The sequence below is a fragment of the Mucilaginibacter sp. genome (assembly GCF_035492695.1).
In the GTDB taxonomy this organism is placed as follows: domain Bacteria; phylum Bacteroidota; class Bacteroidia; order Sphingobacteriales; family Sphingobacteriaceae; genus Mucilaginibacter.
Genome location: NZ_DATJJC010000027.1, coordinates 81647 through 96636, shown reverse-complemented (window position 1 = coordinate 96636; position 14990 = coordinate 81647). Strand labels below are relative to the sequence as shown.

At 43.1% G+C, this 14990-nt stretch carries 11 protein-coding genes; 6 read left to right on the top strand and 5 right to left on the bottom strand.

What is annotated here, in order from left to right; translation table 11 throughout:
- The first annotated feature begins 37 nt into the window (after positions 1–37).
- Positions 38–4324: a DNA-directed RNA polymerase subunit beta' gene (rpoC, locus tag VL525_RS16705; RefSeq protein WP_325388182.1), complete on the top strand. Its 4287-nt coding sequence runs from the start codon at positions 38–40 to the stop codon at positions 4322–4324.
- Positions 4325–4422: 98 nt separating this feature from the next.
- Here rpoC and VL525_RS16700 read toward each other — a convergent pair whose 3' ends face one another.
- Positions 4423–5079: a response regulator transcription factor gene (locus VL525_RS16700; protein ID WP_325388181.1), complete on the bottom strand. Its 657-nt coding sequence runs from the start codon at positions 5077–5079 to the stop codon at positions 4423–4425.
- 5 nt (positions 5080–5084) lie between these two features.
- On the bottom strand, positions 5085–7718 hold the full coding sequence (locus VL525_RS16695; protein ID WP_325388180.1) for a sensor histidine kinase: 2634 nt from the start codon (positions 7716–7718) through the stop codon (positions 5085–5087).
- A gap of 532 nt (positions 7719–8250) precedes the next feature.
- Between VL525_RS16695 and VL525_RS16690 the strand changes: the two genes are divergently transcribed.
- The 5 genes from VL525_RS16690 to rfbA all read left to right on the top strand — a co-directional run bounded on the left by VL525_RS16690 (position 8251) and on the right by rfbA (position 11884).
- Positions 8251–8562: a DUF3467 domain-containing protein gene (locus tag VL525_RS16690; RefSeq protein ID WP_147033936.1), complete on the top strand. Its 312-nt coding sequence runs from the start codon at positions 8251–8253 to the stop codon at positions 8560–8562.
- A gap of 89 nt (positions 8563–8651) precedes the next feature.
- Positions 8652–9590: a GDP-L-fucose synthase gene (gene fcl / locus VL525_RS16685; protein WP_325388179.1), complete on the top strand. Its 939-nt coding sequence runs from the start codon at positions 8652–8654 to the stop codon at positions 9588–9590.
- Between the two features lie 10 nt (positions 9591–9600).
- Positions 9601–10155 carry a dTDP-4-dehydrorhamnose 3,5-epimerase gene (rfbC, locus tag VL525_RS16680; protein WP_325388178.1) on the top strand — a complete coding sequence of 185 codons (555 nt, stop codon included), beginning with the start codon at positions 9601–9603 and terminating at the stop codon, positions 10153–10155.
- A 12-nt stretch (positions 10156–10167) separates the two neighbouring features.
- Positions 10168–11019, top strand: coding sequence for a dTDP-4-dehydrorhamnose reductase (rfbD, locus tag VL525_RS16675; RefSeq protein ID WP_325388177.1), 852 nt, complete (start codon positions 10168–10170; stop codon positions 11017–11019).
- Positions 11020–11023: 4 nt separating this feature from the next.
- Positions 11024–11884, top strand: coding sequence for a glucose-1-phosphate thymidylyltransferase RfbA (rfbA, locus tag VL525_RS16670; RefSeq protein WP_325388176.1), 861 nt, complete (start codon positions 11024–11026; stop codon positions 11882–11884).
- A 12-nt stretch (positions 11885–11896) separates the two neighbouring features.
- Here the strand turns inward: rfbA and miaA are convergent, their stop codons facing one another.
- The 3 genes from miaA to VL525_RS16655 are packed head-to-tail and all read right to left on the bottom strand — an operon-like array spanning position 11897 to position 14974.
- Positions 11897–12808, bottom strand: coding sequence for a tRNA (adenosine(37)-N6)-dimethylallyltransferase MiaA (gene miaA, locus VL525_RS16665; RefSeq protein WP_325388175.1), 912 nt, complete (start codon positions 12806–12808; stop codon positions 11897–11899).
- A gap of 49 nt (positions 12809–12857) precedes the next feature.
- Positions 12858–13520, bottom strand: coding sequence for an IS1096 element passenger TnpR family protein (locus tag VL525_RS16660; RefSeq protein WP_325388174.1), 663 nt, complete (start codon positions 13518–13520; stop codon positions 12858–12860).
- A 41-nt stretch (positions 13521–13561) separates the two neighbouring features.
- Positions 13562–14974, bottom strand: coding sequence for a CCA tRNA nucleotidyltransferase (locus tag VL525_RS16655; protein ID WP_325388173.1), 1413 nt, complete (start codon positions 14972–14974; stop codon positions 13562–13564).
- Positions 14975–14990 lie beyond the last annotated feature (16 nt).

Below are 14990 nucleotides of genomic sequence, written 5' to 3'. Positions count from 1 at the left end.
ATAATTCATTCCTTCAATCATTAAAACAAAGGAGACTATGTCTTACAAAAAGGATAATAAAATCAAAAGTAACTTTACCACGATCACCATCAGTCTGGCTTCGCCCGAATCCATACTGGAGCGTTCGAGCGGTGAGGTTTTGAAACCAGAAACTATCAACTACAGGACCTACAAGCCTGAGCGCGATGGTTTATTCTGTGAGCGTATTTTTGGTCCGGTTAAGGATTATGAATGCCATTGCGGCAAGTACAAGCGTATCCGCTACAAGGGTATCGTGTGCGACCGTTGCGGTGTGGAAGTAACCGAAAAGAAAGTTCGCCGCGAGCGCATGGGGCACATCAACCTGGTGGTGCCGGTGGCTCATATCTGGTACTTCCGCTCGTTGCCGAACAAGATCGGCTACCTGCTGGGATTACCAACCAAGAAACTTGATCTGATCATTTATTATGAAAGATATGTAGTTATTCAGCCGGGTATTAAAGAAACTGACGGGATATCGAAAATGGATTTCCTGACTGAAGAAGAATACCTTGATGTACTGGATACACTGCCAAAGGAAAACCAGTATCTTGACGACAAGGACCCTCAAAAGTTTGTTGCCAAAATGGGTGCCGAAGCTTTGGAGGAATTGTTAAGGCGTTTGGACCTTGATCAGCAATCTTATGATCTTCGTCACCAGGCTGCTAATGAGACTTCACAGCAACGTAAAAATGAAGCTTTAAAACGTCTTCAGGTAGTTGAAGCTTTCCGCGATGCGAAAACACGCGTTGAGAACAACCCTGAGTGGATGATCGTAAAGATCGTTCCGGTTATTCCGCCTGAATTGCGTCCGTTGGTGCCTTTGGAAGGCGGCCGTTTCGCTACTTCCGACTTAAATGACCTGTACCGTCGCGTTATCATCCGTAACAACCGTTTGAAAAGGCTGATAGAGATAAAAGCGCCAGAGGTGATCCTGCGTAACGAAAAACGTATGCTACAGGAAGCGGTGGATTCGCTTTTTGATAACTCACGTAAAGTGAACGCGGTGAAAACCGAAGGTAACCGCGCTCTGAAATCGCTTTCAGACATTCTGAAAGGTAAACAGGGCCGTTTCCGTCAAAACTTATTGGGTAAACGTGTCGATTACTCGGCCCGTTCGGTAATTGTTGTAGGTCCGAACCTGAAATTACACGAATGCGGTTTACCAAAAGATATGGCTGCCGAGTTGTTCAAACCGTTTATCATTCGTAAGATGATCGAACGTGGTGTTGTAAAAACTGTAAAATCGGCTAAAAAGATCGTCGACCGTAAGGACCCATTAGTTTGGGATATATTGGAAAATGTGCTGAAAGGTCACCCTGTATTGCTTAACCGTGCGCCTACATTGCACAGGTTGGGTATCCAGGCTTTCCAGCCGAAACTGGTTGAAGGTAAAGCTATCCAATTGCACCCGTTAACCTGTACCGCGTTCAACGCCGACTTTGACGGTGACCAGATGGCTGTGCATGTGCCGCTTGGCAATGCCGCTATTTTGGAAGCCCAGATACTGATGCTTGCGTCGCACAACATCCTGAACCCTGCCAATGGCACGCCTATTACAGTACCGTCGCAGGACATGGTGCTTGGTTTGTATTACATAACCAAGGGCCGTAAAACTGATGCCGGCCGTACCATTAAAGGTGAAGGATTATCATTCTACTCGGCAGAAGAGGTTATTATCGCCTATAACGAGAAGAAACTTGACCTGCATGCCTTTATTAAGGTTAAAGCAACCGTTAAGGAAAAAGACGGAAGCCATGTTAATAAATTGATAGACACAACCGTTGGCCGTGTGTTATTTAATCAGCATGTTCCGGTTGAGGTGGGTTATATTAATGAACTGCTGACCAAAAAATCATTACGTGATATTATTGGCGAAGTAGTGAAAGTAACCGGTATGGCGCGTGCCGCCCAGTTCCTTGACGACATCAAGGAATTAGGTTTCCAGATGGCGTTCCAGGGTGGTTTATCGTTTAACCTGAAAGACATTAATATCCCTGCTGAAAAAGTTACACTTATCGAACAAGCTTCTAAACAGGTGGAAGAGGTAATGGGCAACTACAACATGGGTTTCATTACCAATAACGAACGTTACAACCAGATCATCGATATCTGGACACGTATCAATAACCGTTTGACTGCAAACGTGATGGAGATATTGTCGACGGATAACCAGGGCTTCAACTCGGTTTACATGATGCTTGACTCAGGCGCGCGTGGTTCGAAAGAGCAGATCCGCCAGTTGGCAGGTATGCGTGGTTTGATGGCCAAGCCTCAGAAATCAGGCTCGGGTGGTGAAATTATCGAAAACCCGATCCTTTCAAACTTTAAAGAAGGTTTGTCAGTATTGGAATACTTCATCTCAACCCACGGTGCACGTAAAGGTTTGGCGGATACAGCTTTGAAAACTGCTGATGCGGGTTACCTGACCCGTCGTTTACATGACGTGGCGCAGGACATGATCGTTGGCGAAACCGATTGCGGTACTTTGAGAGGTATTTTCACTACAGCGTTGAAGGACAACGAAGATATTGTTGAACCATTGTACGACCGTATTTTGGGACGTACATCGCTGCATGAAGTTCATGACCCTATCACCAACGAATTGTTGGTATTAGCAGGTCAGGATATTGACGAAGACATTGCCAAAAAAATAGAAAATTCGCCTCTTGAAGGTATCGAAATACGCTCGGTGTTGACATGTGAAAGCAAACGTGGCGTTTGTGCTTTATGCTATGGCCGTAACCTTGCAAGCGGTAAACGCGTGCAGATGGGTGAGGCGGTAGGTGTAATTGCGGCGCAATCCATTGGTGAGCCGGGTACCCAGCTTACATTGCGTACATTCCACGTGGGTGGTACCGCATCTAACATTGCGGCTGAATCACAAATCAATGCCCGTTTCGAAGGTATTATCGAGTTCGAAAACGTACGTACCGTACCTTTCGAAACCGAAGAGGGCCCTGTTGAAGTGGTATTGGGCCGTTCGGGCGAGTTCCGCATTCTTGAACAAGGCAGTAACAAAGTGATCATGACCAACAACATTCCATACGGTTCATACCTGTATGTGAAGGATGGTAGCAAGATTACCAAAGGCGACCGTATTTGTTCGTGGGATCCGTACAACGCGGTGATCATCTCTGAGTTTGCCGGTGTTGCCCAGTTCGATGCTGTATTGGAAGGTATCACTTTCCGCGAAGAATCGGACGAGCAGACAGGCCACCGTGAAAAAGTGATTATTGATACCCGTGATAAAACTAAAAACCCTGTTATCCAGATTGCTGATAATAAGGGTAACTTGGTAAAAGGTTATAACATCCCTGTGGGTGCGCATATTGCCGTAGACGAAGGTGAAAAGATCAAGACCGGCCAGGTTATTGCCAAAATTCCTCGTTCAACAGGTAAAACCCGCGATATTACAGGTGGCTTGCCACGTGTAACTGAGTTGTTTGAAGCTCGTAACCCGTCGAACCCTGCGGTAGTTACCGAGATTGATGGCGTAGTGACCTTAGGTGGCGTTAAACGCGGTAACCGCGAGATCACCATCGAGTCGAAAGACGGGCAGATCAAAAAATACCTTGTTCCGCTGTCAAAACACATCCTGGTACAGGACAACGACTTTATTAAGGCTGGTATGCCATTGTCTGACGGTTCTATCTCGCCTGCGGATATCCTGGCTATCAAAGGCCCTGCCGCTGTGCAGGAATACCTGGTGAATGGTATACAGGAAGTTTACCGTTTGCAGGGTGTGAAGATTAACGACAAGCACTTTGAAGTTATCGTACACCAGATGATGCAGAAAGTACAGATCGAAGATGCCGGCGACACCCGTTTCCTTGAAAAAGAAGCTGTTGACGGATGGGATTTCATGATGGAAAATGATGACATCTATGATAAGAAGGTTGTTATTGAACCAGGTGACTCAACTACCCTGAAGCCAGGCCAAATAGTTTCAGTTAGAAGGCTCCGCGATGAGAATTCGGTATTGAAACGTAAGGATATGAAGCTGGTTGAAGTGCGCGATGCTATCGCTGCTACTTCGAGCCCACTGTTGCAGGGTATCACCCGCGCGTCGTTAGGCACCAAGTCGTTCATCTCCGCAGCATCGTTCCAGGAAACTACGAAAGTACTGAACGAGGCCGCTATAGCAGGTAAAAAGGACAACATGCTTGGCCTGAAGGAAAATGTGATCGTAGGTCACCTTATCCCGTCAGGAACAGGTTTGCGTGTGTATGAGAATATCCGCGTAGGTTCGCAGGAGGAATTTGACCGCCTGATGGCTTCAAAAACGGAAGAAGTTGAAGCATAAGCAACAATTCTAATACGTAAAAGCCGCTTGTTTTTAATAACAAGCGGCTTTTTTTATACTAAAAAGGTTGAAAAATGCCCGGCACAAGTATAGAAAACCTACATATTTTCCACGATCTTATTTCTGACCGCATACAGTACCAGACCTATCCTGCTTTTTATGTTAAGTTTTTCAAATAACTGATCGCGGTATGAGTCTACGGTACGTAAACTTGCATTCATTTTTTCTGCTACCTCTTTATAGGTCAATTCGGAACAAACTAACTTTAAGAATTCGATTTCCCGGGGTTTTAAGCTGTCAATTTCACTACCCGGACTTTTTACAGGTTTGCTTCCTCCATTAACAAGAAAATCGGTAACATAATCAGGATAATAGTACCCCCCCTTGCTGACGATATCCAAGGCTTCTTTAAATTCAGTTAACTCCGCATCCTTATGTAAATAGCCTTTAACTCCATTTTGTGCCATATTTAAAACAGTTTCCTCGCTATGGTTCATTGATAATGCAATAACAGATATCTCCGGAAAGTTGTCTCTAAGCCATACTACCGTCGAGGCGCCATCCATTATAGGCATAAATTGATCCATTACCACAATTTGTGGCCTTGTAAGCTGCATTTTAAGTTTATGAATAAAATCCAGCCCGTCAGACGCAGTAAATAATACAGAATACCCGCGAAATCTATTGATCATGACCTCAAGGCTACGGCTAAATAACTTATGGTCATCAACAACGGCAACAGTTACAGATCTCATATAAATTATAATTTTTGGACATGGTTAATAATTAACTCTATTTTACACCCCTCCTGCGGCTTGCTAAAGACGGTTAGGTTCCCCTTCAATAATTTTGCTCTTCTCCGCATGCTGTCTAATCCCAGGCCTTTTCTTTTGCCCTCGCCTGAGAAGCCTATGCCGTCATCTGTTATTGTTAGCTTCAAATGCTTTTTATCGCTGGTCATGCGAACAAATATGTTTTTGGCACCAGCATGTTTAAGAATGTTACTAATTGCTTCCTGGAAAATCCGGTAGATTAAAAGCTGATTTTCAGGATTTATGGCATTGACAGTTTCACTGATATCTAATGAAGCGACCAACTGATTACTTATGTTTAATCTTTCAACATCTTTTTTTATCGTATCAGTGAGGCTACCTTTCAGAAGTTTGCCATGATACAACCCATGGGTAAATTGACGCAGGTCGTCCATTACCTCGCTCACAAGCTCTTTGGTGTCGTCAATCTGGCTATTCATGTTCAAATTCAGCTTGATCACAGAAAGGGCCTGACCTATGTGATCGTGTATTTCCCTGCTTATGTGCTGGCGTTCTTTTTCGGCAATAAGTTCTTTTTCGAATTGCAACTTTTGCCTGTTTAGTTTATTAAGATAGTAATATCTTAAAACGCCAACCACAATGAGCAGAAATGTAACTGTTTCTAAAGATTCGAACCACCACGTTTGCCACCAGGGTCGACGAATAGTAAAGGTCATAATAAATGGCTTGCTTGATAAGCCCGATTGTGGCTTAATGGCCAGGGCTTCAAATTGATAATCTCCCGGCATTAAGGATGCAAAGTGAAAATTACGCTCGCCTGGCCTGGCATAAAGCCATTTGGTTGAATCGTTGTCTTCAAGGCGATATTTTATAACGATATCTTTTGCATCAAAAAGGTATGGGGTACCGAGTGATATTTGTATATCATTAAGTAAATAAGGTAGTTTCAAATTATTTACTATCGAGGTATCTTTGTGATTAATGAATAATGAATTTAGATAAATGCCAACAGTGTCACCCTTTTTCTGTACAGGCCTAATTTTATACAATCCGTTTAGCACAGTAAAATAGCAATTGTTGTCGAGCTCGTTGGCATCTGTTAAAAAGATGTTATCTGCGGTTGGAAAAGGGTACTTGTAAATTAATTTAAAAGTTTCCAGGCTAAAGATCTGGATTGACCCACTTGTATGAACCCACAAATTGCTATTAATGACTTCGATATTTACAATATCATTTGACAATAAGCCATCATCTGAAGTAAGGCTTTTTACATGATTCCCTTTAAGGATTCTTATACCATTATTAAAGGTTCCGATAATCACCAGATTGTCATGAGCTGTTAGACAAGAGGCAAATACTGGTAAATTATCAAGATAAAATGGGCTAATACCCGAACTATTTATCTTATACAGACCATCTTTAGTAGAAACCCATATTGTTTGCGTATCAGGCGAATAGCAAATGGCACGGCTTCGTTTTCCAAAGGACAAAAATCTGGAGTTACTGCCATATATGGTGTACTTTTTATCAACGAGTCCTTTAAATCTTTTTTTAAAAATATCGAAAGTATACTGGTCATCCTTGTCCGGGAGAACAATCATACTATTAGAAGAGGCCATAAGCAGTGCGCCGTCAACTTGATCTGCTTGTTTAAGCGACGTGACAAGATCGATAGATTTTAAGAAATGACTTTTGATCTGGAAGATATAGGTATAAACCGGCGAGCCAATCAAAATGTTGTCATCGTTTAATAACTTAAGGTAAGTTATTCCGCCATGACTGACCGGTAAAGTAGTTAGAAGTGCTGACTGATTAGTAATTGTGTTATAGGAAATGAGCATGCCACTCTGTGTCCCCAGCAATAAGGTTTTCCCTTTTTTTACCATACATTTGATCAAATCATTCTTGCTCAAGTGTACTAAACAATTGCTTTGTAACGTATCTGACCTTAATGAATCCGTTAGGATGCCATGTTGCAGGCTCCCGTACCAACAATGTCCTTCCTTATCGACAGCTATGCAACTAATATTGTATCCTTTTATCGATTTGACTTTGCTATCGTTTGGAAGGCTTGAGTTGATCGAGTTGATCCAGTATTTGTTATTAACGATAGAAATCGTGTTGATAAAGCTATCAAATTGCTTTTGCTCGCACACTTTTACGGTATCATTGCTAACCCAAAGTTTATAAAAGGTGTTCGAAGGATTTCGGAACATAAAGCTTGTATCCTTGTAAGTAGAGCGGCTGAGTGTTAAGCTATTGGAAATTTGCCCATCATCGCCTTTCAAAACGGCTGTTTTTAGGCCCGTCCGGGGCTGGTAAATAAACCAGTAGCCGCTGCCGTAGAGCAGTACTTTGTCTTTTAATATGCACAATGACGATGTCGATCTGTTGGGCGCGTTAATGCAATGTTCATAATGACATTGCAGCGTATTGATATCGCAGATAAACAGCCCTTTCTTTGAAGTTGCAACAAGCAAGTTGCCCAGTAGCCCCATCCTTGGGAAAACACTTTCGGACGCACTTTTATACGCGTCGAGCAAAGTCATGTGACCGTTCTCGATATAAAATATTTGCCCGGTGAAGTTAATGAACCAGATGCGGCCAAGTTTATCTTCCAATAAATTAGTTGTAGCAAGCGACGCCTGCTGAGGGTTCGAAAAATTGGTAAAACTTATGCCATCGTATTTGGAAATACCCGCATCGTGGGCGATCCACAAAAATCCCTTGCTGTCGGTAAGCAGGTCGTAAACTTCGGTCGACCGCAGACCTGTTATCTGTCTTAAAGCAGGCGCCTGTGAGGAACATCTGTTGGCATAAACCAATGCAAAAAGACTTAACGATAGAAATTTAAGTAAATTAATCATAGATAATTTGAAACACTGATTCACCGCACTGTTTCCATAATTGGGTTTCTGATCGTAATGCTTCTAAAATACATATTAAAAATATTTTTCAGCGGGAAATTCAGTTTTTGATTGTTTATGCGGCGTTACGGCAGGCAAACCGATGAGCTTAAGTCACAAAATGAAGAAGGTTTTTTTAACAATTCTATTTTCTATTAAAAGCCTTGCACATGACGGGGATTCCGGGTTTTTTGAATATTTTTGTAAAGCCTTCTGTCAAAATGGAAGGCTTTACTATTTTCGTGCTATGGAAGAACAAAATGAAAATCAGTTGAATATCGAACTTTCTGAAGAAATAGCAGAAGGTATTTATTCCAACCTGGCCATTATCACCCACTCCAATTCGGAATTTGTACTGGATTTTATACGCGTAATGCCAGGTGTGCCAAAAGCTAAGGTGAAATCGAGGATAGTTTTAACGCCGGAGCATGCTAAACGCCTTTTAACGGCAATTCAGGACAACATTGAGAAGTTTGAAGCCGTAAACGGCCGTATCAAGATACAAGCCGAGCCAACAGGCTTTCCGATGAATTTCGGCGGAACAATGGGGCAGGCATAAATAGTGAAAATCAGGCATGATCGGAATGCAGATCATTTTAAACAATTGCTGCCAATTAAAGTTTAGGACTTAGAATTTAACATCTCATAATGGAAAAAAACGCTAAAATATACATTGCAGGACACCGCGGAATGGTTGGTTCGGCCATCTACCGAAAATTACAAAAAGAAGGATACGCAAATATCGTTACCCGTATATCGGCAGATCTTGATTTGCGGGTACAGGCTGACGTAGCCGATTTTTTTGCAGATGAAAAGCCTGATTATGTGTTTTTAGCTGCTGCCAAAGTAGGAGGGATCGTGGCTAATAACACGTACCGGGCAGAATTTTTGTATGAGAACCTGCAGATTCAAAATAATATTATCCACTCATCTTACTTAAATGGCGTAAAAAAGCTGATGTTCCTGGGGTCAAGCTGTATTTACCCTAAGATGGCCCCGCAGCCATTGAAGGAAGACTACCTGCTAACAGGGCCGTTAGAACAAACCAACGAACCTTATGCTATTGCCAAAATAGCCGGCATTAAAATGTGCGATGCTTACCGGGCGCAATATGGTTGTAATTACATTTCGGTAATGCCAACCAATTTGTATGGGTACAACGATAATTATCACCCTGAAAACTCGCACGTATTGCCGGCACTAATTCGTCGTTTCCACGAAGCTAAAGTGCAAAACCTGCCCGATGTAACGATTTGGGGAACAGGTTCACCCAAGCGCGAGTTCCTGTTCGCTGACGACCTGGCCGAGGCTTGCTTTTACCTGATGCAGAATTATGACGAAGAGGGGCTTGTAAACATTGGCACGGGTGAGGATATTTCTATAAAGGACCTGGCGCTTTTGATCAAAGATATCGTCGGCTACCAGGGCGAGATCAAATTTGATACGTCGAGACCTGATGGTACACCACGCAAATTAATGGATGTAACCAAACTGCACAGTAAGGGGTGGAAACATACCATAGAGTTGCCGGAAGGAATAAAAATGGCTTATACCGATTTCCTGTCGCATAAGGCCAAAGGGGTTTAAAATATCGATTATGAATATAACGGCGACACCGCTTGAGGGTTGTCTCATCATTGAACCCAAGGTTTTTGGTGACGAGCGTGGTTATTTTTTTGAAAGTTTCAATCAGTTGAAATTTGCTGAATTTACAGGTCAGGATACAATATTCATCCAGGATAACCAGTCATATTCGACAAAGGGTGTGCTCCGCGGCCTGCATTTTCAAAAAGGTAGCTCGGCACAAGCCAAATTAGTAAGAGTAGTTAAAGGAGAAGTGTTGGATGTTGCTGTTGATTTGCGAAAAGGTTCCAAAACCTATGGGCGGCATTTCGATATCAGGCTTTCCGATAGAAATAATTTGCAATTACTTATACCGCGTGGCTTTGCACATGGTTTTGTCGTTTTAAGCGATGATGCCATATTTCAGTATAAATGCGATAATTATTACGATAAATCGGCCGAGGGCGGGTTGCATTATGCAGATCCGGCATTTGCCATCAATTGGATATTGCCGAACGATCAATTGATCATATCAGAAAAAGATATCGAATTACCTAACTTAGCTGATGCCGGTGATGCCGGCTTTTAAAGCCTTATAGTAATGAGCAACATTGTAGTTTTCGGAGCATCCGGCCAGTTGGGTCAATGCCTGAAAAAGGTAGCTGAAAACAGGGGACTGAATGGAATATTTTTTCCACCCGAAGGCGAAGCGGATATATTGAATATTGAACTGCTTAAGAAAGTTTTTGAAACTTATAAACCAGGTTGGTGTATCAATTGTGCTGCCTATACAGCTGTTGATAAAGCCGAAGATGATATTGACACCGCGCGTAAGATAAATAAAACCGGAGCGGAAAATATTGCGGCGCTTTGTAAAGAATACCAGTCGGTATTAATTCATACATCAACAGACTTTGTTTTTAAAGGAAATAAACCTGTTCTGTTGACCGAGGAAGATGTGGCTGAACCGGCGAGTATTTACGGCCTTACCAAACTGGAAGGTGAGCAAGCGGTAGCAATGATATTAAATGATCATTACACCCTACGTACCAGCTGGCTTTATTCTGAATACGGAAATAATTTTGTTAAAACTATGTTGCGGCTCGGTGCTGAGCGGGATGAATTGAAGATAGTAGCTGACCAGGTAGGAACTCCAACTTATGGCATGGACCTTGCTGACTGCATATTACACATAATTTCAGGTGACAAGATAGCTTACGGCACCTATCATTACAGCAACGAAGGCGTGGCATCATGGTACGACTTTGCAAAGGCCATTTTTGATATATCGGCGACGAAGGTAAAAACCCTGCCTATAAAAACGTCCGAATATCCGGTAAAGGCCGTTCGGCCGGCTTATTCGGTGATGGACAAATCGAAAATAAAGCAAACATTTGATATCGAAATTCCATATTGGCGCGATAGTTTAATAACTTGCATTAATAATCTTTGACCTTATGAAAGGCATCATATTAGCGGGCGGTTCGGGTACACGGCTTTTCCCGATCACCAAAGCCATCAGCAAGCAGCTGATGCCGATCTACGATAAACCTATGATCTATTATCCGCTGTCAGTATTAATGATGGCAGACATTCGTGAAATATTGATCATCACCACCCCTGAAGATAGCGATAGTTTTAAACGTTTGTTAGGAGACGGGCACGATCTGGGTTGCCAGTTTGAATACGCGGTACAGGCTTTCCCTAACGGGTTGGCGCAGGCTTTCGTAATAGGAGAGCAATTCGTCGGTGACGACAAGGTAGCATTGATATTGGGCGACAATATCTTTTATGGAACCGGGTTTGGCGAATTGATCAAAGGCTTTAATGATGTGGATGGGGCGGCGATATTTGCTTATAAGGTTTCTGACCCTGAGCGTTATGGTGTAGTTGAATTTGACAGCGAGTTTACGGCGCTATCCATTGAGGAAAAACCTGTGAAGCCTAAATCATCTTATGCTGTACCGGGGCTGTATTTTTACGATAATGAGGTGGTGCATATTGCCAAAAATATAAAGCCGTCTCCACGGGGAGAATTTGAAATAACGGATGTTAATAAAGCTTATCTCGAAAGAAAGAGGTTGCATGTGGGTGTAATGGACAGGGGCACGGCCTGGCTGGATACAGGCACCTTTGATTCGTTGAGCGATGCGACCGAGTTTGTGCGCGTTATAGAAAAACGCCAGGCGACCAAAATCGGCTGTATTGAGGAGGTAGCTTTTCGTCACGGTTTTATTGATGAGCAGCAATTAAGCGTACTAGCCGAAAAATATGTTAAGAGCGGGTACGGTATGTATCTGAAAAGTTTACTGCAATAAATAACGCCTGCCTTAAACTTCAGACAAGCCTTTCAGCGCATTTTCAACCATGGCGACGCTACCGGCCGGGATCCATTTGATATCCTGATCTTTGCGGAACCAGGTGAGTTGCCGCTTGGCAAAACGGCGTGTATTTTGCTTAATTAGCGAAATAGCGGTTTCAAGATCTGTTTTGCCATCGAAGTAGTCAAATAATTCGCTGTAACCCACCGTGTTTAAAGCATTAAGGTGCCGGTAAGGCAAAAGGGTTTTTACTTCATCCACCAGCCCTTGTTTTACCATGTCGTCGACTCGCTGATTTATACGTTGATATAATAGTTCCCTCGGAAAATCGATCCCTATTTTTATGCACCGGAAGGGTCGTTCGTGCGCGGCTGACTTGTGATAAGACGAAAAAGGCAAGCCTGTGCTTTCAAAAACTTCCAACGCCCTGATCATTCGCTGAGGATTATTTAGGTCTACCATTTGATAATAGACCGGGTCGGTTTCTTTTAGCCTGTCCTGTAAATAAGCGAGCCCTTTTTCTTCAAATTCTTTATTGAGTTTGTTCCTGAGTTCCGGTGAGGCGGAAGGTAATTCGTCAAAGCCTTCGGAAATAGCCCTGATATATAGCCCGGAACCACCAACCATAATGGCGGTATTATGGGTTTTAAATATGGTTTCAAGCAGCTCGAGACCTTGCTTTTCAAAATCGCCAACCGAGAAATTCTGTTTGATGGAATGGGAATTAACGAAATGGTGTGTAGCGTGGTCCAGTTCTTCCGCGGTAGGTTTAGCGGTGCCGATAGACATTTCCCGGTAAAACTGCCGCGAATCGGCCGAAATGATTTCGGTATTCAATCTTTTGGCAAGATCAATTGCCAGCGCAGTTTTACCCGATGCGGTGGGGCCAAGTATGATTAAAAGGGTTTTTAAAGTGCTCATAATTCATTCAATTCACTCCATGAACCATGAACTATTTAATCGCGGTCAATCAATAATCATCATGACGAGAAGAGGTACCTTCATCTTCAAAGCCCTCGTTGTCAGAAAATTCGCTGCCAAATTCATCTTCTTCTTCCTCGTCAGCAGTGGCCGTTGGCTCATCGTGCTCTTCAAGGCCTTCGGAATCGGCGACCTCGCTAAACCCTTCCTCTTCAGCGTCTTCCTCAGAAAATTCCAACTCGTTCAAAAAGTCGAACTCATCGGCAGCAGGCGGAAGCACTGCGGGGTTAAATACATTACCAAATTGTTTCGGAGCTTCGCCAACTGATTTTATGATTGCTGGGTACTGAGTCCCGGGATTTTCATCCAATATGATCTTTAATAATTCGACGTGGAAATCAAACGGGCGGTCGAAATTGAAGGTATAATAAAATTTTTGGTGCGGGTCATCAATACGATTGCTTAGCTTCACTTTATCCATCAGCACCACGCCACGGTCTATCCTCCGCTGGTTGGGCATAAATGTAATCTCTTCGCCTTTGATCCATTGATCGTTGCTTATATAAAAAGAAGATGGATATTCGCAGTTATAGCCGGTAGACTGATGAATTGCACGGTGAAGATCTTCAAATGTCTGATTGGATTTGACATCGATCTCGCGCATTACATCATCATAATCTTCAAAAGTAACCCTGAACCTGTATAGTGCCATTTGTAGTGGTAGTATTGTTTTGCAAAAATAAGTTTTAAATTTTAATTATTAGCCGCCACAACTTTTAAGCCAATTTCTTCGCCTCTGCGGATAGTAAATTCGATTGCCGCTTCGCGCGAGTTGGGTATTTCGCCCTCCAGTATCGCTTCGCGTATCTGATTTTTAATAATTCCTACCTCACGACCCTCTTTAATGCCGAATATGTGCATAATATCCGTGCCGGAAACCGGTGGCTGCCAGTTGCGTATCTGGTCGCGCTGCTCAACATCTTTTAATTTTTGCTGAACAAGCTCAAAATTATTCCGGTACTTTTTTACTTTGTATTCATTTTTCGTGGTAATGTCTGCTTTACACAACAGCATGAGTGCCTCTATATCATCTCCGGCATCAAATAATAATCGCCTTACCGCAGAATCGGTCACTACATCCTGTGCCAATACAATGGGCCGTAGATGCAGCTGAACCATTTTTTGAACGAATTTCATTTTTTCGTTCAACGGTAATTTTAGTGCCGCAAATATTTTTGGTACCATGCGCGCACCTTTGTCCTCGTGGCCGTGGAATGTCCAACCATGCCCGGGTTCGAATCGTTTGGTATGGGGCTTGGCAATGTCGTGCAAAATAGCGGCCCAGCGAAGCCATAGGTCGCTTGTGGTTTCGCAAATATTATCCAAAACCTGCAACGTATGGTAAAAATTATCCTTGTGGCCTTTTCCATCTATGTATTCCACACCATACAGATTGGCCATCAGCGGGAATATTTTATTCAGCAAACCGGTATCGAACAGATATTTAAAACCGATAGATGGTTTAGGCGACAGAATGATCTTATTCAGTTCCTCGGTTATTCTTTCCTGCGATATGATGGAAATACGTTCCACGTTAGACCTGATCGCTTCGAGCGCAGCCGGATCGATAGTGAAATTGAGCTGAGAAGCAAAGCGTATGGCACGGAGCATCCTCAGCGGATCGTCGGAAAAAGTCTCTACCGGGTTCAGTGGTGTGCGTATCAGTTTGCGCTCCATATCTTTCACACCATCAAAGGGGTCCAGCAATTCGCCCAACTGGTCCGGGTGCAAAGCTATAGCCAGGGCGTTGATGGTAAAATCGCGGCGTTTTTGATCATCCTCCAGCGTGCCGTTTTCCACTATAGGCTTGCGCGAGTCGGACCGGTAGGATTCCTTACGGGCTCCAACAAATTCCACTTCGACATCTTTGTATTTTAGCATTGCCGTTCCAAAATTTTTGAAAACAGCCAGTTTTACGTGTAGTTTTTTTGCAACCCGTTCGGCAAATTCTATACCGTTACCCATTACCACAATATCGACATCCTTAGACGGACGATGCAAAAGCAGATCCCTCACAAAACCACCTATGGCATAAGCGTGAACGTTTTGTTCGGTAGCGGTTTGCGTTACAATGCCAAATAAAGGATGCTGCAGGTGTTGTTTCATCAGGCTACAAAAATCG